The sequence below is a fragment of the Sphingomonas parva (ex Maeng et al. 2020) genome, assembly GCF_004564275.1.
Classification (GTDB): Bacteria; Pseudomonadota; Alphaproteobacteria; order Sphingomonadales; family Sphingomonadaceae; genus Allosphingosinicella; species Allosphingosinicella parva.
The window spans coordinates 1-25,246 of record NZ_SPDV01000017.1 but is presented as its reverse complement, the minus strand read 5'-3'; the positions used below and the strand labels follow the sequence as shown (position 1 = coordinate 25,246).

Below are 25,246 nucleotides of genomic sequence, written 5' to 3'. Positions count from 1 at the left end.
ATCGCTTCGGCGAAGGCGGTTCGCGCCTCGGGCTCGCGATCAAGCAGCAGCAGAGCCTCGGCACGTGTGGCCTCTCGATAATAAGGCGTTTCGGGCTCGTCAGCCTCCTCATGGATTCGCCGAAGAACATGCTCTGCGAGAAGATGCGACCCTTCGTCGTCGCCGCTAAGCAACGACAAAGTGGCCGCGTTAATCAGGGGGTAAGTGGCCTCTTCATTCGCGCCCGCCCGCGCGTAGGCTTGGGCGGCCTCATAGTAGAGCGCCCGCTGGGTCTCCCCTACCGCCCGAACCGCCTGCTCCTTGAGCAGGCGGCCTTTGACGCAAAGGACAGCAGCATCGTCCGCGGCTTGATCAAACCCGCCGCGGACGAAGTCGGCCCATGCCCGACCCAGGGCGCCGGCTCTCGCAAGAGCGACGATACTTGGCAAGTATTTTGCTTCGTGCATGCATCCGCCTCTGATTCCTATCTAATAGGGATGCTCACGCCACCCGCAGATACGACAGGACAATATTTCTGGGTCAGCCAGATCCGCCGGGGAAGCGAATGTCTGGATCAACGATAATAGGCGTGTACGTCGCGTTTTGGTTGTGATCACTATATATCAGATCGAGATGCAAATTAAAGTCATGCACGTAGTCGGGCGGATTGCCGGACACCGCCCTATCACCCAATGCAATAAAATACGCGACTTTGCATCCGTACTTCTTTATTGCGGGGTCATCACCATCGTCGACCGCGCCTGCGCTATCGACACGCCTTGCGTCAAAATAGCAATCGGACTTATAGGCCTCGACGCCTATGGAGAACGGTTGCGCATTATGCGCGAACTGCCAGTTTTTTCCCGTGAGTTTGAAGATGACATAGACGTTCTTATTATTTTTCAAGGATAAAGGACACTTGAAGGGCGCAGAAGGTCCTCCTGACGTATCGTCTGGATAAGGGAGCGTGTCTCGCCTCACGCGATCGACGACTTCAGCAATTCCACCCGGATAGTCCGTGGTGTCCACTACAAAGTTACCGCGCGAGAACTTCGCGTCTATCTTGTTGCCGTTAGTCTTTATGTCTATTTCCCGGATGGTAGCAAGGCGAGGCTTTGGAACGCCTTGCTCGACCTCATCAAATTTTGGCAATTTGATTGCCGGGTGAGTTAGAATGCGTGCAAGCATGGACAAAGCTTCGTTAGTTAGCTGATTTGCCATGATACCCTCCTTCTATTAAGCGGGTTTTTATCCTGTTGTTCCATTGTTTCCATTCTCTATTTTCGGGGTCACGCCTCATAAGCGAAGAAACGGCCCCAGCAGCATCAGACAGCCGCTGCACACCCTCCGCATGTTCGCCATGCTCTATCAGCATGTCGCCAATCCCGTACTGCGCCCGCATCCAGATGTCTTGGTAGTCAGAGTTCCCTCTATCAGAAGACATAAGTGTACGCATGAGCTTGTCTTGCTGCTTTTTGTGGTATAACGCTTTGCTCCACATTCCAGATGAACTATACGCTTTCATTAACCAAAGATGCCGATTAAGAAGATCGATTGTTGATGCAGGCTCATCGCGTGTGAGATCTCTCGCAGCTTTCGTTCGCTTAAGCGCGAGCTGGCAGAACTCTACTGCCTTCGGAGCGTCCACAGGTTTTTCCAAGGCCAGAGAACAGAGATTGCCGGAAGCGTACCCCGCCTCTTTCAGCCACTTAGGATCCGCTGGATTGATCGACACCAGCTTCTCCGCAAGCGTCAAATACCGCTCGAATGGCCGTCTCGCTGCAGAAGTTCTCCCCTGCGCGTAATCGATATAGCCAACCCAGAACTCACTCTGGGCATGAGCGTAAATCCGCTGAGGATTTTCAGGATCGTCCGCTAGAAGCGCCGTGGTGGTTCGAGCAGCTTCGCGGAACTGCGCGAGGGCGCGCCTAAAATCGCTGCGCTTCATGTCGTCTTCGCCCATGGCGGTAAGAATTCGGGCCCGACGCTCCAGCGAGTCGGCCGAAAGTCCCTCAAGACCGCCGTTCTGATAGTACTTCAGCGCGCGCTCGTTGACGGAGGTGAGCGCATCCAGCCGCCCCACGCCCTTCAACTTGTCGCGCAAATCGGTCAGCATGAATTCCACCAGTCCTTCCGCCTCGGCGCGCTGGCGTTCGGCCTCGGCGCGGGCCGTGAAGGCGACGATCGCCAATACGCTGGTGATTAGCAGGCCGAGCAGCGCGCCGACCGTGACGGCCGTCACGCGGCGCAGGCGCCGCTGGGCGTCGCGCTGGACGAGGGCGTCGAGATCGACGCCGGCAAGTCCGGCGACGAGCTTGAGCACGCCCAGGCGGCGGCCGTCGCCCTCGGCGCGCAGATCCGCCGCGAGCGGCTCGGCGCCGCCCTCGGCCAACCCGCACGGGAAGCATTCGGCCGGCTCCCCGTCGACGATCGCGGCGAGGATCGGCCGGTCCGGCTGGAGGCTGCGAAAGGTGGCGATCTCCTTCGCCACCCAGGGCGATCCCGCCGAATGCGGCGAGCAGAGGATGACGAGGGCCTCGGAGGCGGCGAGCGCCGCGCGCACCTTTTCGGAGAGATCGCCGGCCGCCGGCAGCTCCTCGCGATCGCGGAAGATCGGCGCGATCCGCGCCGGCACGAGCCCGCGCTCTCCTTCGCTGCCGACCAGCCGCCGCGGCAGCCGATAGGCCTCGAGCCGGCGGTGGAGCCATCGTGCGTGGCGCGCGTCCTTGTGACTATAGCTCAGGAACGCCTTGAATCGCGCCTCGCCGGCCATGTCTTGCCCCACCGACATGGAAGTTGCGCAGAAGATGACACACTCCGCCCCGACCAACAAGACGCGCGCGGGATCCGAACAGGCGAGACCCGCCGATGAAATCGGTCAGTAATTGCTACCCAGAGCCTTGCGCAGGAAGTGGCCCGCGGAGACGCCGCGAAGCAGCGCGAGGCGATAACGATCGACCTGCTCCTGCGGCAGCCAGCCGCCGCTTGGCCAATCCTGCGGCCAGTCGCTCGCCAATTGCTGCAACCGCGCAACGTCGAGATCGGCGTCGACCCCCGGCAGTTCCGCGATCCGGGCAAGCTCCTCGGCAAGATCGGCGCGGCCGGCGCCCAGCGCTTCGTGCCAATCGGCCGCCTGATAGCCCTTGCGACGCTCGCCCACCACCTCGCGCGGCAGCCGATCGGCGAACGCACGGCGGGCGAGCGAGCGCGGCACGCCCCCGGCGAGATACTCCTCCGCGGGCACCGAAAGGCAGAATTCCATCAGCCGGCGATCGGCGGTCGGATCGCGCACGTCGACCCCCCATCCGCCAATCATGCCCTTGTTGTAATTGCCCGGATCGACGCGGGAGACCACCCAGAGCCGAGCTTCCAGGCCGTTGCGGCGCGGGCGGTAGCTCGGGTCCAGCGCCCTGGCGGCGGCGCGGGCGGCAAGCTGCGGATCTTCGGCGCGCGCCGGGGCGATCGCGCTATAGTCGGAGAGGCTGCGGCCGCGGCCGCGGCGGCGCGCGATCCACTGCCATAGCGGCACCGGAACGTAGGGCCCGGCCGCGGCGGCGGCGATGGTCCCCCAGCGTGTCCCCCAGCGGCGCAGCTGCCAGGCGAGCTTCGCGACGCGGAACAGATGGCCGCCTCCGAGGCTCTCGGCGAGATAGGGCATGCCGTCGTAGCTGATCGTCATGTTCCCCTGCTGCCCGGTGAGCAGCACGCCGAGGCGCCGCCGTTTCGCATCGTCCAGGATGGCGTGCAGCCAGACGCCGTTGCAGAGATTGAGCAGCGGCCGCTCGTAGAGGAAGAAGTTGCGGTCCAGCCGCTCGACCGGCGACGCGCCGCTCGCCGGCAGCCGCACGTGCTCGATATTGGGATAGAGACCTGCCACCCGGGCGGCGAGCGGACCTTCGTCGGCGAAGCTGTCGTAGCTCGCGGCGGCTTCGTAGCCGGGCCGCGGCACCGCGGTGTAGGCGATGACCGATCCTTGCCCGGAGCCGAGCAGACGCGCGGCGGTGCTCGTGGTCGCGGCGCTGTCGAGGCCGCCGCTGAGATGCGAGGCGACCCGTCCCTCGGCGCCGCGCAGCCGCGCCGCCACCGCCCGGTCGAGCTGCTCGCGCAGGGCCTCGGCATAATCCTCCGATCGCGCGAGCCGGAGCGTCGCGGGCGAGGGCCGCCACCAGGCCCTGCTCGAGACCCCCTCCGGCGAGACGCTGAGCAGATGGCCCGCCCGCACCTTCTCCACACCCTCGAAGAAGGTGCCGGTCCCCTCCGGCAGGAGGGCGAGGAAATCGACCAGCGTCTCGCGGTTCGGTGCGACCGGCACCTGCTCGAGCGCGTGCAGCCCCTTGGCCATGCTGGCGAAGGCAAAGAAGCCGCGGCCGCAGTGATAGTGAAGGGGCCGCTGCCCGGCGTGGTCGCGGGCGAGGAGGAGCCTGCCGCGCTTCGGGTCCCAGAGGGCGAAGGCGAAATCCCCGACCAGCCGGTCGAGCGCACCCTCGTCCCAGCGGTCAAGCGTGCGCATCAGCAAGCCGGCGTCCGAAAGGGTTGCCGCCTCGCCCGCAGTAAGGCCGAGCGCAGCCTCGAGCTCGTCCCGATTGTCGATGCGGACGTCGGCGACCAGGCTCCTGCCGCTCTCTCCCGCGACAGGGCCGCGATCGAAACGATCCTCCGGCAGCGCCGCGTGCAGCCGGCGGCCGATCGCCATCGCTCCTTCCGCCCGGAAGATCGCCGGCGCCGGCGCATAAACCTGCTGCGCCGCCAGCATCCGTTCGCAGGCACGTTCGGAGTCGCCGGACGAATCGTAGCTCCAGAATCCGGCGAGCGCTGTCACGCGTCGGGCGCAGCCTCGACAGAGACGAGACCGTCCTGCTCCAGCTCCCCGAGCAGCTCCATCAACTGGGCTCGGCACGTCTCCGGATCGACATCATATTCATCGAGCAGGACCGTCTGGAGCTCGGACACGCGCTTCGGCTGCTCGATCAGCGCCCAGATGCGCGTAGCCGTGCCGTTGAAGCCGTAGCAGGTGCCGCGATCGACATGGAGGCCGACGAGCTCGCCGTCCACTTCCGCTTCGAGCAGGCTGGCCCGGCGGCTCACGATTGGATCTTCAGCCACGCACCGTCTCCCCACGCGAAGTGCACGTCTGCAGGCTAGCCATGGACGTCCCCAGGCGCAACGGCAGAACTGGCGCCGACGTTGACAATCATTTTGCCTTGCCACACACTCTTCCCACAGGCGCGATAACAGGCGAAGGATCGAGATGACTGATCGTCCCGCATCGACCCGAGGCGCCGAAGCGCCGCAAGCGCCTCGCACGTGGGATCAGCCGCAGGTGCGGCGGCTGCAGGCCGGCAATGCGGAAGACGCGAAGGGCTCCCTCGCCGACGCGCTCAACCCATCCTGAACCTTCCGGACGGGCCTGGCGGCCGCTGGGGTCAGCCATTGGCGGCATCCTAGGTTCAGACGCGCAGCCGCAACGGCAACCGCCGTCGAAATCGCACGACCGACTACGCCCGGCCGCGGTGGCTGTTGACGTGAAATACCTGCGATGACCGATCCCTCATCCTCCTTGTGCACGCAATGCGGTCTCTGCTGCAGCGGCGCCCTCTTCGGCGAAGTGCCGATCTCCCCGGAAGATGCGCCGGCCCTGGAGCAGCTCGGTCTCGAGCTGAAGCAGGGCCACCGGGCCTTCTCGCTGCCGTGCGCACGGCTCGAAGGATCCCGATGCTCGATCTACGCGGCCCGCCCCACAATCTGCAGGACGTATCGATGCGGCGTTCTCCAGGCGGCCGAAGCCGGGGAGATCAGGCTGGACGAAGCTCGCGCGAAGATCGCCAAGGCACGCAGCCTCACGCAGGCCGTAAGAGCCCTGCTCCCGCACGGAATCTCGCTGACGCAAGCGAGGCGTGAATGGCTGGCACGGATGGCAGAGCCCGCGACGGAGTCCGGCGAGAGTAGAGCCGCCCATGCGCCTCTGGATCTCGCGCTCACCGTCCTCAATCTCTACCTCGACCGCCATTTCCGGGACGAGAGGCGACCCGCGCTCACCCTTCAGGAGCTGGGACGAGACACCTGAACGAGCCGTCACGGCCTGCGCGAGCTCAGAAGACGAAGTCGCCGGCCGTGAGCGCCTGGAGCGGATCGACAACGACGCTGATCAGCAAGTCGGCGAGGCCGTCGCCGCTGACGTCCGCCTGCACCTGCCAAGTGTTGGTCGGAACATCAACCTGGATGGCCCTCACCTCGCCGCCAGCGCCGGAAAAAGCCGCCGCGCCGATGAAGGTGAAGGTATCATGCGCTGCGGTCGCGCTCTTCGCGTCGATGAAATGCACGTCGATTTTGTCGGTCGTGTGGGTAAAATCGAGGATCTGGTCGAAATTACCGGCCCCGGGCCGCGACTCCATCACGTCGTCGTAGCGGAAGACGTCCGCTCCGCCGTTGCCGCGCAGCGTATCGCCCCCTCCCCCGCCGTAGATCAGATCCGCGCCACTTCCGCCCGTCAGCGTATCGGCAGCTGCGCCCGCGAACAGGCGGAAGCGGCCGCCGCTTTCGCTCGCGCCGTCGAATGCCATCGTCTCGGTGGCAAGCAGCAGCCCGCCGTTGATGGTGATCGTGGCGCCGGTGGCGAGCAGGGAGTCCCGCCAGATCAGGGAATAGTCGAATTCGCCATCGCCGCCCCGCTGGTGACGCTCGTCAGATGCGGACGACAGCGTGATGTTCTCGATGCTGGTGAATGCGGTGAGGAAGCCCGGCGCGTTGAAATCGATCGAATAATCACCACGCAGGAACAACCCGTCATAGCCATCGCCGCCGTTGACCGTGTCGCCCGCGCCCAGGCTGTTCGAATCGCCGAAGAAGAAGATGTCGGTGGCATGGCCGCCGGTGAAGGTATCGACTCCGAGGCCGCCGTAGATGACGAAGCCGGTTTCCTGCTCGGCCGAAGCGTTGAACGTGAAGTCCTCGCCGGCGAGCAGGTTGCCGCCATTCACGCGCACGACTCCCCCCGCGAAGGCGCTGTCGAGGATGTTGATGACATAGTCGAACCGGTTGGTTCCCGGCTCGCCGAAGCGCGTGTTGCTCCCCGAGAGCAAGGATATCGTGTCCACGTTGTCGAGGTTGCCGCCGATGCTGACACCGCCGGAATAATCGCCTTGCAGAGCCAGGGTATCGATGCCGTCGTGGCCGTCGATAAGGTCGTTCGCCGTATAGGCACCGCCCATGTAGAAGATATCCGCCCCGCCGAAGCCGCCAACGTCGTCGTCGCCGCCCTGCTCCAGCCGGAAGAAATCTGCACCTGAGGTCCCATCGAGATGATCGATGCCGCTCGTGCCGTTGATGAAGCCATCGTCAGCAAGGGTGATCGAGATGTTGCGAGAGGCGGTCTGCGTTCCGGGCGTACCGGTCGCGCCCTTGTCGTTGACGCTGATCGAGAGCGTGTCGCTACCCTCGAAGTTGAGCGCTCCGCGATAGGCCAGGCCGTCCAGCGCGGTATTGATAGCCGAAGCGCTCCCTTCGAAGGTCATGACCCCGCTGCCGTTTCCGCCGGGGCCCGAGAAGAACAGGCCGGCCGTCCCGGCGAGCGTCATCGTGCCGTGGAGCACGCTCAGCGTCACCTGCAGGTTGGTGGCGTCGACATCGGCGACGCTGATCGCATTCACGCCGGAGAAGACGAGATTGGCATCTTCGCTCCCGGCGCGCGTCAGCGGCGCGGCGATGGTCGGGGCGTCGTTGACCGCGACGACATTCAGCGTCTGGGTGACGTCGTCGGTCAAAGCGCCGCCGCCGGTGTTGCCGCCGTCGTCGAAGGTAAGGGTGACGGTGCGGCTGCCTGCGGCCGGATTTTCGCCGACGATGACGTAGACGAAGTCGTCGACCAGGTCGTTCAGCCGCGCGAGCGTGGCGTCGCTGGTCAGGCCGCTGATCGCCATCGACGGCGTGCCGTAGCCAGTGATCGAGCCGATCGTGAACGGCGTCGCGGCCGGCTGGTAGACGATGTTGAACAGACCGCCGCCGAGATCGACGAGGTGGAAGTTGCTGCCGGACCGCAGGTTGATGCCGCCGCTGCCCGCGCCGCCGGTCACCGACAGCGACAGGCTGCCGCCGGTGAAGCTGGCGGGCAGATCGACGTCGTTCAGCGTGACGCCCTGGAGCAGCGCGACCGATGTATCGCCTTCGGTGAAGGTGATGGTGGCGCTCGTCGGGGCGGAGAGGACAGGCGCGTCATTGACCGCCGCAATCGTGATCGTCCTGGTGTCGACATCCTCCTCGGTGAAGGGGCCGACGTCCGGATCGACCAGCGGATCGAGGACCGACGCGGGATTGGGATCCGCTCCGGTCTGGCCGCCGTCATTGACGTAGACGTCGAGGAAATCGGTGCCGTTGTAATGGGCCGCGGGGTTGTAGAGCAGCGCGTTGGCTGCCGCGAGCGTGGTGTTGATCTCGGCGATCGTGGCCGTGATCACCAGCGAGCTGGTGCCGTTGCCGACGCCCGGCCCGCTCTGGATGTCGCTCGCCTGGATGCCGCCCGCCACATCGGTCCGGATCGTCAGGGTGCCGTGCTGGACGAGCAGATTGTAGCTGATGTCGCCGGTCGCCTCGACGTCGCTGACCGACATCGGGCTGACGTTGTCCGACAGGACGACGCTGACCGCATCCTCGTTGATCGAGATCGGCCCGCCGACGGTGTTCACCGGCGCATCGTTGACTGCCGTGACCTGCTGGCTGAGCAGGACGGTTCCGGTCGAATAGGCCGTCGTCGTGCCTGTCGCGCCCGGCCCGGAGATGTCGACGACCTGCCCGAAGCTGATACCGAAGCCGAGGCTGTTGTCGATCAGGTGCACGGTCAGCGTCGGGGCGCTGCCGTTGAAGTTCGCCGCCGGGTTGAACCGGACGAACGTACCGGAGCCGATCAGCAGGGCGGACGCGGCCGAGCGTGCACCGACGTCCACCCAGGTGGAGGTACTCGAGTTGAGATATTGCCATTGGCCGGTCGCACCGCTCGATCCGTTCGCGACGACCGCGACGCCGGCGAACGAGCCCGGCGACGAGCCACCGGGATTGCCGGCGCCGAACTGGGCGTCGGCCGAATCGGAATATTGGGCGGAGAACAGCGTGCTGATCGTATCGGCGGCCGTGGTGTCTTCCGCGAACGTCGCTGCGTCTACCGTGCCGTCGCCGATCACCACCGGCGCATCGTTGATCGCGGTGACGTGCACCGCGATCGTATCGGAATCCTCCTCGCTGCCGAGGTCGCCGGGGCCGCCCGGATCGGCGCCGGTGCTGCCCTGATCGTTGGTCACGATCGTGATCGTGCGGTTGCCGTTGTAATTGGCGCCCGGATTGTAGACGAGCCCATTGAGCGCCGCGTTGATCGCCCCCTGGGTGCCCAGCAGGGTCACCGCGCTGCTCACGTCGCCGGAGAAGCTGGACAGGCCCGATTTGTCGGAGAGCGTCAGCGTCCCCGTCTGCACGGAGAGCGAGACGGAAAGCTCTCCCCCGCCGAGATCCACGTCGCTCACCGCGATCAAATTGCCGTTCGCCGTGTTGAAGGTGAGCGTCGTGTCCTCGTTGAACGTCTGGGTCGCACTCGGCACCGCGTTGACCGGGGCATCGTTCACCGCCGTCACGTCGAACGAGAAGGTGTCCGCATTCGGATCCTGGTTGACGCTGGGGGGCGTGTTGTCCCCGTCGTCGCGCACCTTGAAGGTGAAGCTCGCATAGCCGACGCCGAATTCGTTCGCGGACGGATGGAAGACGAGCTTGCCGTCGGCGATGTCCTGCGCCGCGACGAAGACGTTGCTCCCCGACAGGGTCACGCCGTCGAGCCGGAGCTCGCCGTCGGTCGGCATGGTGACGATCGTCACGCCCGCGAAGCTGTTGCCGTCGGTGTCCGAGAAGCCGAAATCGTTGGCGCCGCCCGGCACGTAGACGAAGGCATAGGGCGTGTCCTCGGCGATCGTCTTCGAATTGTCGGCGCCCGCGGGCGCGGAGTTGATCGGGACGACGTTCACCGTCGAGGTGACCGTGGCATCATCGTCGCCGCTGTTCGCGCGCCCGCCGCCGTCGACCAGGGTCGTCGAGATGGTGCGGGCCCCGCCCGCCGGAGCGTTGCCGCCGGAATTGTAGAAGGTGAGCGCGCGGATCAGCGTCTGCACGCGCACGTCGTCGGCATTGACCGAGTTGAACGTGACGACGAGATCGCCGCCGCCGGCGCCGCCGCCGGTCACCGTCCCAAAATTGACACCCCCGATCGAGACGATCCCCGCCGTGATGTCGATGCTGCCGCTGTCATCGATGCCGAGCTCATCCTGACCGGCATTCTTACCGGCGCTGATCGAGACGGTGAGGCTGCCGCCGTTGTAGTTGCTGCTGTCGACGTCGCTGACCGTCGCATCGCTCAGCGCGTCGATCTTTACCGCCGAATCGCCCTCGGTAAACGTGACGCTGTTGCCCTGGACATTGGCTATGACGGGCGGCTGGTTCGGGATGTCGAAGCCGATGTCCAGCGTGTCGTTGGTGTCGAGATCCGGGCCGGTCGGACCCGCTACGACCTCGCCGTTATAGCTCAGGGTAATCGCGCGGGTTGCGACATAGCCGGCGAAGGCCTGTCCATTGTTGTCGTTGTCGACATCGTCGTCCGGATCGTTGGCTGTGGTCAGTACCACCCGGTTGGCGAGAACGGTCGCGAAATTCGCGGCGTCGACGCGGACGATGTAATCGCCCGGCGCCAGACCGGCGAAGCTGTAGAAGCCGCTCGCGTCGGTGGTGGCGGTAAGCTGGCGGATCGTGCCGCCGTTCGGACCGGTGCCGCTCGAGCCGGCGGCAAGCGGCGTGTCCACGCCGGGATCGTAGACATTGTTGTTGTTGACGTCCTCGTAGACGATCGCGAGGTCCGTCCCCGCCTCGTAGAGATCGCTGTTGTTGGTGTCCGCGAAGAGGCTCAAGGTCACGCCCGCGATGCCGCTGTCGCCGCCGTCGAAGATGCCGCTCTTGTTCGTGTCGACGAACACACGATTGCCGAGGGTCAGCGAATCGACGGCCAGGGTCTCCGCCGAGCTGGCGCTGACGGTGTCGCTGGTCACCAGGGACTCGCCCTTGAGATGGAACGCCAGCTTGTCCTCGAGCACCGAGTTGACCGTGCTGCGGAACTCGATCGTCACCGACATGCCGGGGTTGAGTGTGCCGAGGTTGATCGGTGAAACGGCAAAGGCGCCCGTCACGGGGGCCCCGCCGGCCGCACCCACGTCCTCCGAACCGGGAAGACGGCGCTCGCCCGCGCGGACCGTGCCAAACATCAGCGCGTCGCGATCCCCCGGCGCATAGCTGTCGTAAAGACCGATCTGGTGGCCGAGCTCGTGCATCACCACGGTGAGCAGATCGACGCGCGTGCCCGCCGCGTCATAGACGCTCGTGGCGAAGCGCTGGGAGCCGCTGCCGCGATACTCGGCATCGTCGCCGGGCGTCGCATCGATGAACCATCGCCAGCCGGCGGCATTGTCATCGAGCGTGATCGCACCCGCCCCGCTCTCGCCGAGCAGCAGGCCGCCGAGGTTGGCGACCGAGACATTGGTGGCGCGCATCGCCGCGAGCTGCGCGGGCGTCGCGCCCGCCGCTTCCCAACGGTCGATTGCCGCCGCGACGATGAGGTCGAGCTCCCCGCGGCTCAACACGCCGTCGTCGATGACGACCGGTACCGGCGGCAGTGAAGGGGCGGGCGGCGTCGGGACGCTGTCATCCCCACCGCGCGTGCCTTCCGAGCCGCTGGCCTGGTCCGATCCGGAAAGCGGGGCCGGCAGATCGCCGCCGTCGTTCGCGTCCTCCCGCGTCTCGCCGCCCTGGCTGCTGGTCTGGTCGACACCCTCGTAGGGCTGCAGCGGAATCGGCGCAAACTCGGCCGCGATCAACGGCTGCGGCGGCGTCCCGCCGGTGCCCCACGTATTCGGGGAGGTGCGGGCCACCGATACGACGCCGCCATTCAGCGTGTTCCGACCAGCGAGGTAGGCGATGACCGCGGCATCATCGGTAGGGCTGCCGGCGTAGTTGGTCAGGTTGAAATGATGGAAGACGTTGGTGTTGTCGGTGATGTCATGGAGGAGACGGATTTCGCTCGAATTGACGACGGGGATGGAACCCCAGTCGCCGTTGAAGATGTTCTGGCGCCCGCCGGTGCCGCCGATGTCGGCGAGGACGTCGACCCGCTCGTTATTGGCCGCACCGGCTTCGATCCGAATAGCGTTGCTCTGCGCTTCGGGCGAGTTCTGGAACGTGTTGCCGATGATCGTCAGGTTGAGCCTGATCGGATCGCCGGAGGTGCCGCCGTTACGGCCTAGCGAGAAGATTCCACGACCGTCGACATGGTTGAGCTGATTGCCCTGCACGAGGGCATTCAGCGTGCCGCCGTTGGTCCCCGCGCCGTCGCCGTTGGCGATCAGGCGGATCGCGTCCTTGTTGCCGTTGGTGCCCGAATCGATCTGGGCGGCGTTGCCGATGATGTTGTTGAGGATCGTCGCGCCGAACGTGCCCGTTCCGCCGACGTTGACGTTGATCGGCGTGTCCTTGGCGAAGGTGATGGTGTTGTTGGCGATGATCGCGCTGCCGGTGCCGCTCCAGCCGAGCCCGGTTTGGATGGCGATTCCCTCACCCAGTCCCCCGACGAAAGTGCCCGTCAGCGTGTTCGCACCACCGTTGCCAAACTGCACCGCGAGGTTCCCGGTGCCGTCGGCCGACGCGTTGAAGTGATCGCCCTTGTTATTGCTGAAGATCGAGTTGTTGACCGCGATGTTGAGCGTGCCGCCGCTCTTCACACCGGCGAAGATGCCGTCGTTGTTGAGGGTACCAGTCACGGTGAGCCCGCTCATCCCGACATTGGCGGTGCCGCTGTTGTTGAAGATTCCGAGGCCGTATTCGAAGCCATTGGCGATCGTCGTGTTGTTGATCGTGACGGTGCCGGTGAGGCCGTTGGTCGAGTTCAGCGTGCCGAAAACGATGCTGCCTTCGTTCGGAGCGGCGCTGCTGCCGTTGGTGCCGCCGCCGCCGATGTTCGAGTCGGTGAGCTGGAAGCCGTTTACGTTGAGGCCGCGAATGCCGAAATTCGAATTGGTGTGCACGTTCATGCTGGCGAGCTGAACGTCGGCGGTGCTGTTGAGATAGATGCCGGTGCCGACCGTCGAATCGCTGCCATCCGCGCCGGTCTTGCCGGAGATGGTGCCGCCCGTGCCTGCAGTGCCGGTGCCGGTGACGTGCAGACCGCCGGCGTTTCCGGTGTTGTTGAGGATGATCCCGTTGGCGCTGCCGCCGCTCGACTCGATTTTCTCGAAGGTGAGATCCGCCGCGCCGATGTTGACGTTGGTGACGTTGAGCGCGGTTCCGCTGGTGGTCGCCAGCTTGTTGTTGCCCGCGCCGGCCGGATCGGTGATCTCGATCGTGCTGCCGAGTGACGAATTGGTCACGGTGAGCGCATTGCTGGCGCCGGTCGAGAGCAGCAGCCCGCCGTCGAAGCGGGTGGTGCCCCCCGTGTTGTTGGTGATCGAGATCCCGCCGCCGTCGCCGTCGAAGCCGTCGGTGATAGCGCCGTTGAAATCGATCGTGCCGCCGGTGCGCCCGGTGATCGCGACGAGAGTGCCCTGATCGTCGTTGATCGTGCCGTTGACGGTGATGTTCCCGCCGCCGCCGTTGACGTTGAAATTGGTTCCGGTTGCGGTCCCCAGGGTCACGCCCGAAGCGAAAGTGAAGGTGCCGTCGGATCCACCGACGATGTCGATCCCGGCGTCGCCGCCGTTGAGGCTGGTGGTGCCGTTGACCGTGTTGAAATTGTAGGTGCCGTCGGCGTTGTTGAACTGCAGACCGGTGCCGCCGGTTGCGTTGAGAGTCCCTTGCTGGAAGCTCAAGGTGGCGCCGCTGTGGGCGTTCACGTTCACCATCGCGGCGTTGTTCGCCTGCGTGATGTTGCCGTTGAAGGTCACCGCGGCGGTGCTGTTGTCGATGTTGAAGGCAGCGCCGGTCGGGCTGGTGATCGCCGTGTTGCTGAGGAAACTGAACGTGCCCGAAGAGCCGGTATCGATGTCGATTCCGGCATCGCCGCCATGCAGCGTGTTGGCGCTGTTCATGTTGTAGCTGCCGTCGGCATTGCTGAACTGCATGCCGGTGCCGCTGCTCGCGTCGAAGCTGGCGGTGGTCTGGAAGGTGAGCGTGCCGCCGGAATGATTGGTGACGTCGAGGATCGCGAAGCTGCCGGTGGTCTGCTTGACGTCCGCGTCGAGATTGACCGCTGCCGTGCTGTCGGCGAGCGAGACGGCGATGCCGCCGATGTCCGTCGTCTGGCCGATATTCATCGTGCCGGCGAAGCTGAAGGTTCCGCCGGAGCCGTTCGCGATGGCGATGCCGGCGGTGCCGCCGTTGATCGTCGTCGTGCCGCTGACCGTGTAGGTCCCATCGGCGTTGTTGAACTGCAGGCCGGTTCCGTCGGTCGACGTCTTGGCGCCGCTGAAGGTGAGGGTGCCCGTGGAATGGCCGCCGCTGACGTTGATCAGCGCGCTGCCGGCGGCGCTGTGCGAGATGCTGCCGCTGTAGGTGGCGTTGAGCGTGCCGCCGCTGATCGCGACCGAATCCGCGCTCGATCCCGACATCGTGCCGCTGCCGAGCGCGACCGTGCCGGTGATGTTGGTCAGCGACACATTGTTGACGCCGCCGGCCGATGTGGTGCTGGAGAAGCCGTTGCCGGCGATAGCTCCGTCAGAGAGGTTCAGCGCCGCGCCGCTCGCGGTGATCGTCGACTGGTAGGCGGGAGTCGCGGCGTTGAGCGCGGCGGGGTTGAGGCTGAGCGTGCCGAAGCTGGCGACCTGGTTGTCGGTGATTCCGCCGGTGTTGGTGCCGTTGCCGACGATGTTGAGGCCCGCGATCGTGTTGTTCTGCGCGACGGTGACGACGTAGCTGTTGTTCAGGCTCGAGGTGATCGAGCTGTTGGCGCCCGCCGTGGCGAGACTGTGGCCGGCGACGTTGAGATCGGCACCCTGGCCGATCAGCAGCTGCCCGTTGTCGAGGACGATGCCCCCTGTCGCATTGCCCTTGACGTAGATCGTGTCCCCGACACCGTCCTTGTTGGCGGTATTCAGTTCCGTGATCGATTGAAACGGCTTGTCCGACGTACCGGTGCCGACTCCCGCCGCAGCGGCCGCATCGACGTACCATACCTCGCCGGTAAGCGTGATGGACACGGTGGCGGTGCTGACGAGGTCGTCGGCCGTCCCCACGGTAGCGTCATAGCCGGCGTCGCGGATCTGGTAGGTGAAGCTGTCGGTGCCGGTGTCGCCGGCCTCGTTGACGTAGTTGAAGCTGCCGTCCGCGAAGATCGTGAACGAGCCGCCCTGTGCGCTGACTCCGCTGGTCGCCACGATCTGGAAACCGGGGATATCGTCTCCCGTGATCGCGCCCAGGCCAAGGGTCGCCGATCCGACGTCGTTGGCAAGCAGGTTGCCCGACGCGATGTAGGACGGACCGGTGCCGATCGCGCCGCCGGGGCCGACCGCCGCCTGCCCTGCCTCGCCGACGCGGAGAACCGTGTTGCCGACGGCGGTGAAGGAATCGTTGAAGGCGATCGGCGACACGTTGACCAATCCAGACACCAGCGCGGTATTGGCGAAGCTGTCCTGGAAGGTGACGTTGGTAAGAACGGTGTCCCCGCTGTTGAGGATCGTGACCCGTGTGTAAAGCCCGTCGCCGGGATCAATGACACCGGCCTCTCCGGAGTCGAAGCTGGTTTCGCCGGCATCCTGGATGCCGTTGCCGTTGCGATCGTGAAACAATTTCGTGACACGGGTGACGGTGAGTCCTGCAGGCATCTTCTTTCCCCCAGAGCAGAGATCATCTGCGGGCATGCGCAAGCCTGCGCACGGGTCCCCCTCGCCTCTCCGGAATGACACAGAAACCGAGTCCCGGCGAGTCGAAATCAACAATTTGTTAACTACTTGGCGGGCCGCCCTTGACCTGGATCAGGACAAGGACGGACAAAGCCACCGCGCGCCGCGCGACGGCAATAAATAGTTTTTAAGTAAAACCTGCACAGCGCCCCGGGCCGGAACATCGGTCCGGCTCCTGTGATCTTGCCGCAACCGCAGCGCGATTCAGGCCGATCGTCAGTTGCGGGGCGGGAATACGCCTTGCAGTGCGATGCAGAAGTTGAGCGTGAGATAGGGCTGCATGTTGTTGTGCGGCAGGCTGCCGCCCGCGGGTGCAAGCGCCTCTGGCGCCATGGTGACGAGATTATTTGGGGGCCCGTAAGCCTGACCGTTACCGGACTTTGCGAGCACGCGAAGATTGTCACCGACCTGCTGGTTGCCGTCATCCTCCTGGTTGGCGGCCAGCAGCGTGTGCGTGTGAAGCGGCATTTCACTGACCAGCAGGGTCACCGTCTCGCTGCCGCCGGTCTCGCCGAGGTCGCGCAGGGAAAGTCCCTGCCCCTGCCCCGGGTGCATGGCAGCGCTGCCCTGGAGATTGGGCAAGGCGAAGGTCGACTTGCCGTCACCGCCGTACGTGGTGCCGAGCAGCGAGAAGAGCGCCGTGTTCTGCGAGATCGGCAGTATCTGCCCATCGCAGAACGCCCAGGCCTTGGGCGCAAAGGTGAACGGGAAGACCCGGATTTCGGCGACGAATGGATCGGCCACGAGGCGCTCCTCAGGTTTGGCTCGGGAAAATGCCGAACAGTGAGATGATGTAGTTCACGCAAAGGAAGGGCTGACAGTTCTCGTGCGGCTGACTGCCGCCCACCGGCGTGATCGCCTGCGGACTCATTGCCGTCACCGGCGCCCCCTGGCGGTAAAGGTCGACCGAGATGGAATTGCCGGGGAGGCTCCCGTCGGGCGAGAGCTCGCCAGCGGAATCGGTCGAGACGAGCAGGGCGTGGTTGTGAACCGGAATCTGCTGCGCGGTGAGGGTCACCGATTCCGTGCCTGCCTGCTGGCTGATCGGATAGGCAACGCCGTCGGGTCCGGTTCCCATGTGCAGCGGCACGCGGCTCTGCAGGTTCGGCAGCGCGAAGGTTGCCTGGCCGTCGCCGCCATAGGTCGTCCCGATCAGCTGGAACAGGGTCTCGTTCTCGGAGATCGGGATGAGTTGCCCGTCGCACTTCATCCAGCCGACCGGGGCGAAATTGCCCGCGAACATGCGGATCTCACCGACATAAGGTTGCGCCATCCGCTTGGCTCCTCAGTTTTGCGAGGGGAAGATGCCCTGGAGCGCGATGCACCAGTTGAGGACCAGATAGGGCATCATGTTGTTGTGGGGCTGGCTGCCGCCGAAATTGCCGACCGATCCGGGCAGCAGCGGCGTGAGGGCAGCCGCACCCGTATAGGTGTTGTTGCTCGCCGCCAGAACGTTGTTGCCGGGCAGCGGTGTGCTGCCGTTGTCGCTTGATGCCTGCTCGAAATGCAGGTGCTCCGGCATCTGCTGCTGGGTGAGCGTGACGGAAGAGGAGCCCGCCGCCTCTCCCAGCGTGTGCCCGTCCCCTTCGTGGATCGGCACCCGGCCCTGAAGATTGGGCAGAGCGAAAGTGGTCTGGCCGTTGCCGCCGTAGGTCGTGCCGAGGAGCGCGAAGAGCGCCTGGTTCTGGTTGATCGGCAGGAACTGGCCGTTGCAGAACGCCCAGCCCTTGGGTGGGAAATTGAAGGAAAACAACCTCAATTCCGACAGAAATGGCTCGGCCATGCTGTGATACCCCCATGCTGCCAAAAAACGTATCAGATATGAGCGTAGAAGCAAGTCCCTTTCAAAGTTACGTTGAGGCACAATTTGCTTGAAAGAGGCTGCCGGGCCAGCCCTCCGTCAAATCCCGGTAAAGATTGTATTTATTCCCTTCAACATGTAACTTGTAAGGCGATATGTTATTATTGTGAGACACGCACAACAAAGGCTCCGGCAGAGCCGGATCGGGCCATGGGACCCGCCCCGCAAATTTGCGGGCGGACGGCGCCCTGAGGAGCGCGGCGTCCGCCCGATCGGCGTTCCTCGCCGGACCGCGCGTCAGCCCAGCGGCGCGTCCGGAGCCGTCGGCAGAGGCACTGGAACACTCCCCGGCGTGTCGAGGAAGAACGATCCCGGATCGAGGGACCAGACGACCGAGACGTCGCCGCCATCCGGATTCTTGCCCGTCAGGAATGCGTCGACAGCGACGGTGTCGCTGGCACCACCCGAATAGCCGGGCATCAGGATGTCCGATGCGCCAAACGTCCGGACGCGGATGTCCGCAGGCAAAGCAGTGTCGGTGTCGTTGCCATTGAGCTCGAGCCAGACCTGAGCCGTGTCGGCCGAGCCCGCGCCTGAATCGACACGGATCGAGCTGGTGGCGAACGTGCCTGGCTGGCGGACGAAATTCTCCGCCACCGTCGCGTTGATCGTCGTGCTGTCGCGGGCGAGAACGCTGATGCCGAGCGAGCTGAACTCGAAGATGTCGTTGTCCTCGATCTGCACCGTCATCGCACCGGCGCCTGCGGTCGAGACGTTGATCCCGCTTCCCGTCTGCGAGCCCGAGCCCACGACGCCCGAGGTGCCGATGGTATTGCCGACGATCGCGCCGTGAACCTCCCCGGCGGCCGTCGAGGAGAGCATTCCGGTGGTTATCGCGCTGCTGCGCGCGCCCTGGATGCTGTTGTTCCCGATCTCGTAGAACAGATCGGCGCCGCCCGCGCTGGCAATGGCGATGCCGCCGCCGGCAACGGCAGCGCTGGTCGTCGTCAGACTGTTGTCGTTGAACGTGATGTGGCTGGTCGAGGTCGCGGCCGAGCTCGTCGCCAGCTGGAAATGGTCGCCCCGGTTGTTGACGAAGGTCGATCCGGTGACGCTGGCGCGGACCAGGGACGTGCCGTTCGCATCGATGTGGAAGCCGTCGTTGGCGGTCGATCCCAAGGCGTTGCCGACGGTCGAGCCAGTCATCGTCAGGTCGAGCGTGCCCGACGTGTTGGTGACGATGATCTGATCCGCAGCATTGCCCGTGAAGGTCGATGCTGTGATCCCGACGATGCCGGTAAGCCCGATCAGATCCAGGCCGCGTTCGCCGGAGGCATTGCCGTTGTTGGTCACCGAGGTGCGCAGCAGCGTGAGGCCGTTCACATTGTTGCCGCGAAGCCCGTCGTCGCCGCCGCCGGAGATCGCAAAGTCGGTAAAGCTGATCGCGCTCACGTTCGTGAGGCTGACACCCACGCCGGTGCTGCCGCTGATCGCGCCGCCCGAGCCCGCGGCGCCGGTGCCGGTGACGGCGAAGCCGCCGGTGCCGGTGTTGGCGAGGACGATGCCGTTCGCCGCTCCGGTCGTCGAGACGCTCTCCAGCGTGACCCCGGCCGCGCCGATGGTCGTACCGCTGATTGCCACCGCGGTGCCGGTGGTCGAGACGATATTGCTGCCGGCGCCTGTGACCGTCAGGCTGCCGCCGCCGCTCGCGTTGAGCCCGGCGCCGCTGGTCGTCATGATGTCAAGGCCGCCGGCCAGAGCGAGCGAGCCGCTGTTGCCGACGAAATTCACCGCCGTACTGCTGCCGCTGGCGATGCTGCTCCCGCCGGCGAGCGAGACGGCCAGCGAGGATCCGGTGACGTCGATGCCGCCGCCTGCGGCCCCGGCGATCGTCGTCGCTCCCGAGACGGTGAAGCTGCCGCCCACGCCGTTGAGGTCGATGGCGCCGCCGCTCGAGGCGAGCGATTGCGCGCTGTTCAGCGTGACGTTGAGCGTACCGCCCTGATCGACGTCGATGATCTGCCCGGTGCCGGAGCTGCCGACGTCGGAGATGGTGAGGGTCCCGACCGTTCCGCCGCTGTCCGCAATGTCGGCCCCGCTGGTATTGCCGATGTCCAGGCCGGAGATGTTGTTGCCCTGCGCGACGTTGATGCCGTCGCCCGCCGTCGTTTCGATCGTCGGCCGAACCGCGCCATTGGCGACTCCGACCAGGATCTGGTTGTTGAGCAGGTTGATGCCGTCGCTCTCGGCGTAGATGCCGGTGCCGCTGCCCGCGAGCAGGTAGACGGTATGCCCGGCCTGGGGTCCGCCAACGCTGCCCTGCGCGGCGTTGAACGCTGCGATCGAGGTGAACGGATTCGCCTCGGTGCCGACGTTGGTGCTTCCGACGGCGCTGTTGTCGATATACCAGACGCTCTGCGGACCGGCGCCCACCCCTGCGCCGGTGATCGTGATGGTGACGTTCTGGGTCGCGGTGCCACCGTGGCCGTCATTGACTTGGACGGAATAGGTCTGGATGCGAAGCTCGCCCTCGCTGAGCCCTTCGAGCGCAGCGTCGGAGACGCTGAAGTTCCAGCCGACGCTGTCGCCAGGCTGATCCACCGGATCGAGAGAGAAGGTGCCGAGGTAGAAGGCGCCCTGCGGCGTGAAGCTGGCGCTGTGGGTGTCGCTCAGATCCGGGTCGTCGAAAGCCACCGCACCGCTGTCGCTGTGGACGATGACATTCTCGCCCGGATCGCCGTCGGGGAGCTCGGTCACGGCGCCGCTGTCGTCGGTACCGGCCGCGTCGATCGTCGGGGCGTCGTTGGTGCCGTTGATGGTGACCGTGAGGCTGGCGCTGTCCGAGGCGGTGCCGTCGGACACCGTGTAGGTGAACACGTCCTGCGCGGTCTCGCCGGCGGCGAGCGCGTTTGCCGCGGCGTTGGGGACGAACGTGAAATTGCCGTTGGCGGCGAGCGTCAGCGTCCCGTGGGTGCCGGTGTAGCTCCCGGGGTTGGTGACGGTGAGCGGGTCGTTCTCGGCGTCGGTATCGTTCGCCAGCACGTTGCCCGACACGCTGGCATCCTCGTTCGTCGCGGCGGTGTCGTCCGTGGCGTTCGGAGCGCCGCTGAGTCCGTTGACCGTGATCGTCAGCGTCGCGCTGTCGGTGACTGTGCCGTCCGAGACGGTGTAGGCGAACACGTCGTCCGCCGACTGGCCGGCGTTGAGCAGCGCGGCGGCGCCGCCCGGCGTGTAGGTGTAGCTGCCGTCGGCCGCGAGGACGAGCGTCCCATAGGCGCCGACGTAGGTGGCCGGGTTGGTGACCGTCAGGGTTTCGCCGTCGACGTCGGTGTCGTTGGCGAGCACGTTGCCAGACACGCTGGTGTTCTCGTCGGTAGACGCGGCGTCGTCGTTCGCGACGGGCGCGTCGTTGAGACCCGCGACGGTCACGGTGAGCGTCGCGCTGTCCGAGGCGGTCCCATCCGAAGCGCTGTAGATGAAGACGTCTTGCGCGATCTCGCCGACGTCGAGCCCCTGGGCCGCCGCCCCCGGCGTGTAGATGTAGCTCCCGTCCGCAGCCAGATCGAGGGTGCCGTAGGTGCTGACGTAGGTGCCCGGCGTGGCGACGGTCAGCGCCTCGCCGTCGATGTCGGTGTCGTTGGTAAGCAAATTGCCCGAGACGCCGGTATCCTCGCTGGTCGAGGCCGTGTCGTCGTTCGCCACCGGCGCGTCATTGACCCCGGCCAGGGTCACGGTGAGGGTTGCCGCGTCCGAAGCCGTGCCGTCCGATACCAAATAGGTGAAGACATCCGCCGCGACCTCGCCGTCGTCGAGCGCCTGGGCCGCTGCGTTGGGCGTGTAGGTGTAGCTGCCGTCGGCTGCCAGCACGAGCGTCCCGTTGCTGCCGACATAGGTGCCCGCATTCGCCACCGTCAGGGGCTCGCCGTCGACGTCCGTGTCGTTGGACAGGACGTTCCCGGAGACGGCCGTGTTCTCGTCTGTGGCGGCGACATCGTCATTGGCGACGGGCGCGTCGTTGAGCCCGGTGACGGTGACGGTGAGCGTCGCCGTGTCGGTATCGGCGCCGTCCGATGCGACGTAGGTGAACACGTCGTTCGCCGTCTCGCCGTCGTCGAGCCCCTGGGCGGCCGCGCCAGGCGCGTAGGTAAAGCTGCCGTCGGCGGCCAGGGTCAGCGTGCCGTAGGCGCCGACATAGGTGCCCGGGTTCGCCACCACGATGGTCTCGCCCTCGACGTCGCTGTCGTTGCCGAGCACGTTGCCGGAGACGCTGGCGTCTTCCGTCGTCGTGGCGGCGTCGTCGGTCGCGACCGGCGCATCGTTGGTGCCGGTCACGGTGATCGCGATCGAGGACGAGGAGGTCGCGCCATGCTCGTCCTGGATGGTGTAGCTCACCGTCACGATCGTCGTGGCCCCGGCGACGAGATAGTCGAAGTCGCTTCCGGGATCGAACTGCACCTGGTTGCCGACCACCGAGGCGGTGCCCTGCCCTGCCGGGACCGAGGCGGAGGTGACCGTCAGCACCGCGCCATTGTCGACATCGTCGTCATTGGCGAGCACGTTGATCGTCAGCACCTGGTTTTCGGTGCCCGCCGCATTGTCCGGATCGGCGTTCGGCGCATCGTTGACGCCCGCAATGTGGAAGACGAGGGTGCCCGTGTCGCTCTTGGTGCCGGCGGTGACCGTGTAGTTGAAGCTGTCCTGGACGTTCTGCCCCTGCGCAAGCGCCTGGGCGGATGCGAACAGCGTGTAGCTATAGGTGCCGTTCGCGTTGAGCGTCAGCGTGCCGTAGGTGCCGGTGAAGACACCGGGCGTGACGGTGAGCGGCTGGCCTTCGAAATCGAAGTCGTTGTCCTTCACGCTCGCGGAGCCGCTGCTGTAGGTGCCGGCATCCTCGGTGATGGAGACGTGATCGTCGACCGCCACGGGCGCATTGTCGTTGCCGCCGCCGAGATTGACGATCCTGTCGCCGAACACGAGCCGCTCGACGCGGATCACGCGATCGTGGCCGTTCTGTCCCGCGCCGCCGAGATGCATGATGTGGAGATAGCCGGCCGCGTAAGCGAAGGTATATTCCGAGATCGAGCCCGAATAATAAGCGGTGTCGAAGCCGTTGTTGCCGTCGATGAGGTCGTCGCCGGCGCCTCCGGTCAACGAATCGTCACCGTTCTCGCCCAGCAGGGTGTCGTTGCCGCCTCCGCCGCGAAGGACGTCCTTGCCGTTGCCGCCGTAGAGGACGTCGTCGCCCTCGCCGCCGTCGATCGTGTCCTCCCCATTGCCGCCGTCGATCGTGTCGTCGCCGTCGCCCCCGTCGACCGTGTCGTTGCCGTTGCCGCCGTCGATCTCGTCGTCGCCATCGCCTCCGGCGATGGTGTCATTCCCGTTGCCGCCGTCGATCGTGTCGTTGCCGTCGCCGCCGCTGATCGTATCGCTGCCGTTGGAGCCGTTGATCGTGTCGTCCCCAATCGTCCCGGGAATGTTGGCCACGTCCTTCTCCTCGAATCTGGTCTGCTGAATGCCGACAGTCAGTAAGTGGACAAGAGGACGGACGGCCTTGCGCGTCGATCGATCACTTCACAGGGAAGTGCTTCGTCTGCCGATTTCCATGCCCCCCGGCCGATCCATCGAATAGGTTTTCGAACGAAATCATGTCGCGCCCGACTCGCCTTCGAGTCAGAACTTACCGCGCGAAGGTGACTCTCCGCGCGACGCAAGTCCATACGGAACGAACTTCAATCAACCGGACCCACCCGGACTTTACCGGACGGTCCCGCCGGATCACGGGTGTCGAGGAATTCGTGCTCGGACGGGCAGCCAGCGCCGGGCGATCGGTCAGCCCTGCGGCCGGTTCTTCCGGACGATCGCGGCAATGATCAGGGCGAAGGCCAGAAGACGGATCAGATAGATCCAGCTGCGCTCCTCCACCGGCACGTTGGCGAGGGCGAGCAGGGCCTGGCCGAGGCCGAGGAGGCCGAAGGCGGCGGCGAAGGAGCGAAACAGCGGGTCCCCGGTGCGCCGCCAGAAGCGCGCGAAATAGAGCGCTGCAAGGAGGAAGCCGAAGGTGATCGCCCCGGCCAGGAAATTGAGCAGGGTCATTCTTCCTCCAGATCCCAGATGAATCCGAACAGGAGCGTAGCAACCCCGGCGAAGGCGAGTCCGTGACGGACCAGACGCAGGTCGAGGTCCGGGATGACCAGCAGATCGAGGACGACCACCAGATTGTTCGCCGCCAGGAACGTGAAGCAGAGCGCGCTCCACAGCAGCAGGCGGGCGCCGCTGCGATGGTAGCTGCGGCCCAGCAGCCACGCGCAGGCGGCGCTCGTCGCGAAGCAGAGAAGATAGACCGTGGCTGGAAAGATGTCCGGCATCGTCAGTCCTTCCTGATCCGGAATGCGTCCGCGAAGGCGGCAAGGCCACTCGCGGAGGCGGCGACGATCATGCGGCGCACCTGATCCGGGCGGGAGGCATAGAAACGCTCGGCCTCGTCGACCAGCTCGGCCTCCCTCTCGCTGACCGGGGTGTATGAGACCGCACCGCTCTCATCCACGTCCACCAACCCGGCGGCGGTGAGATTCTCTACGCTCTGCGTGACCACCAGATCGCTGCCGCGCAGTCCCGCGACGATCTCGGCATGGCTCCAGCGCCGATGGTCGGCCTTCAGCAGGAGGAGCAGCTCGAACGACCAGACCGAGCGAAAGCTCGACCGGATGAACCTTGAAACGTCCTCCCTTGTCGCCATGTTGCCGGGATTCGTCCTCGCCGCCGCACAGGCGGGCCGCTTAGTCGGCTTTTACGTCCTGTGGCAATCCCCGCTTAAGGTTCGGCGGCGCAACACGAATTTTTGAGCAGCCAAAGCCACATCCTCTGCTATGTACGGCGCCGAAACCGATTGCCGGTCGGGGGGCCGGTGCAACACGAGCGGGGGGAGAAGACGCGCCAAGGAGTTTTCAGTGAACGCCGAACCCACTCGCGAATCCCTCGATCGTCGTCAGATCGTTTCCGCGCTGAGGAATCTCAGGCGTGGCGATTTCTCCGTGCGCCTGCCGGAGGACGCGACCGGGCTCGACGGCGAGATCGCCCGCCTTTTCAATGAGGTGGTGACGATCAACCAGGAGATGACCTGCGAATTCGAGCGCCTCTCCCAAGTGGTCGGCAAGGAAGGCAAGATCACCCAGCGCGGCAAGGTCCGCACCGCGACCGGCGGCTGGGAAACGGCGATCCGATCGGTCAACGAGCTGATCGAGGACATGGTGCAGCCTACCGCCGAAGTGGCCCGCGTCATCGGCGCGGTGGCGAAGGGCGACCTCTCCCAGTCGATGACCGTCGAAATCGACGGCCGCCCCTTGCGCGGCGAATTCCTGCGCATCGGCAAGATCGTGAACACCATGGTGGAGCAGCTCGCCTCGTTCGCCTCCGAGGTGACCCGCGTGGCGCGCGAGGTCGGCACCGAGGGCAAGCTGGGCGGCCAGGCGCAGGTGCCGGGCGTGGCCGGCACCTGGAAGGACCTCACCGACAACGTGAACGCGATGGCGACCAACCTCACCGGTCAGGTCCGCAACATCGCCGA

The 25,246-nt window shown here is 65.5% G+C and carries 14 protein-coding genes and 1 pseudogene; 2 read left to right on the top strand and 13 right to left on the bottom strand.

All coding sequences use genetic code 11. The features are described from left to right. Nucleotides 1-233 precede the first annotated feature (233 nt). The 5 genes and pseudogenes from E2493_RS22245 to E2493_RS21200 all read right to left on the bottom strand — a co-directional run. Nucleotides 234-446, bottom strand: a pseudogene (locus E2493_RS22245) (hypothetical protein); the annotation flags it as partial. A gap of 73 nt (nt 447-519) precedes the next feature. Beyond that, nucleotides 520-1,200 carry a hypothetical protein gene (locus tag E2493_RS10125; RefSeq protein WP_135086346.1) on the bottom strand — a complete coding sequence of 227 codons (681 nt, stop codon included), beginning with the start codon at nt 1,198-1,200 and terminating at the stop codon, nt 520-522. Continuing rightward, the gene (locus E2493_RS10120; protein ID WP_225421349.1) at nt 1,181-2,752 is read right to left on the bottom strand and encodes a toll/interleukin-1 receptor domain-containing protein; all 1,572 of its coding nucleotides are present in this window, start codon (nt 2,750-2,752) and stop codon (nt 1,181-1,183) included. Before E2493_RS10120 ends, E2493_RS10125 begins: the two co-directional genes overlap by 20 nt. Before the next feature lie 105 nt (nt 2,753-2,857). Continuing rightward, a complete protein-coding gene (locus E2493_RS10115; RefSeq protein WP_135086342.1) occupies nt 2,858-4,798 on the bottom strand; it encodes an asparagine synthetase B family protein in 1,941 nt (646 codons plus the stop codon). Next, entirely contained in the window at nt 4,795-5,082 is a 288-nt protein-coding gene (locus E2493_RS21200) for a PqqD family protein (RefSeq protein WP_167737471.1), read from the bottom strand. The genes E2493_RS10115 and E2493_RS21200 overlap by 4 nt, the downstream gene beginning before the upstream one ends. Before the next feature lie 433 nt (nt 5,083-5,515). Here E2493_RS21200 and E2493_RS10105 point away from each other — a divergent pair, with 433 nt between their 5' ends. Then, nucleotides 5,516-6,043 carry a YkgJ family cysteine cluster protein gene (locus tag E2493_RS10105; protein ID WP_135086338.1) on the top strand — a complete coding sequence of 176 codons (528 nt, stop codon included), beginning with the start codon at nt 5,516-5,518 and terminating at the stop codon, nt 6,041-6,043. A 25-nt stretch (nt 6,044-6,068) separates the two neighbouring features. On the opposite strand, the gene E2493_RS10100 is transcribed toward E2493_RS10105, so the two are convergent. The 8 genes from E2493_RS10100 to E2493_RS10065 all read right to left on the bottom strand — a co-directional run bounded on the left by E2493_RS10100 (nt 6,069) and on the right by E2493_RS10065 (nt 24,418). Then, the gene (locus tag E2493_RS10100; protein WP_135086336.1) at nt 6,069-15,803 is read right to left on the bottom strand and encodes an Ig-like domain-containing protein; all 9,735 of its coding nucleotides are present in this window, start codon (nt 15,801-15,803) and stop codon (nt 6,069-6,071) included. Nucleotides 15,804-16,097: 294 nt separating this feature from the next. Continuing rightward, nucleotides 16,098-16,625 (bottom strand): phage tail protein, encoded by a 528-nt coding sequence (locus E2493_RS10095; RefSeq protein ID WP_135086334.1) that lies wholly within the window; start codon nt 16,623-16,625, stop codon nt 16,098-16,100. 10 nt (nt 16,626-16,635) lie between these two features. Next, a complete protein-coding gene (locus E2493_RS10090; RefSeq protein WP_135086332.1) occupies nt 16,636-17,154 on the bottom strand; it encodes a phage tail protein in 519 nt (172 codons plus the stop codon). Between the two features lie 12 nt (nt 17,155-17,166). Continuing rightward, entirely contained in the window at nt 17,167-17,664 is a 498-nt protein-coding gene (locus E2493_RS10085; RefSeq protein ID WP_135086330.1) for a phage tail protein, read from the bottom strand. A gap of 315 nt (nt 17,665-17,979) precedes the next feature. Then, nucleotides 17,980-23,166 carry a beta strand repeat-containing protein gene (locus E2493_RS10080; protein WP_135086328.1) on the bottom strand — a complete coding sequence of 1,729 codons (5,187 nt, stop codon included), beginning with the start codon at nt 23,164-23,166 and terminating at the stop codon, nt 17,980-17,982. 345 nt (nt 23,167-23,511) lie between these two features. Beyond that, entirely contained in the window at nt 23,512-23,775 is a 264-nt protein-coding gene (locus tag E2493_RS10075; RefSeq protein ID WP_135086326.1) for a DUF5985 family protein, read from the bottom strand. Then, nucleotides 23,772-24,047, bottom strand: a complete 276-nt coding sequence (locus tag E2493_RS10070) for a DUF5985 family protein (RefSeq protein WP_135086324.1) — start codon at nt 24,045-24,047, stop codon at nt 23,772-23,774. The genes E2493_RS10075 and E2493_RS10070 overlap by 4 nt, the downstream gene beginning before the upstream one ends. 2 nt (nt 24,048-24,049) lie before the next feature. Then, nucleotides 24,050-24,418, bottom strand: a complete 369-nt coding sequence (locus E2493_RS10065; protein ID WP_135086322.1) for a hypothetical protein — start codon at nt 24,416-24,418, stop codon at nt 24,050-24,052. A 211-nt stretch (nt 24,419-24,629) separates the two neighbouring features. Between E2493_RS10065 and E2493_RS10060 the strand changes: the two genes are divergently transcribed. Continuing rightward, nucleotides 24,630-25,246, top strand: a 617-nt coding sequence (locus tag E2493_RS10060; protein ID WP_225421347.1) for a HAMP domain-containing protein, incomplete at its 3' end; no start/stop codon positions are given.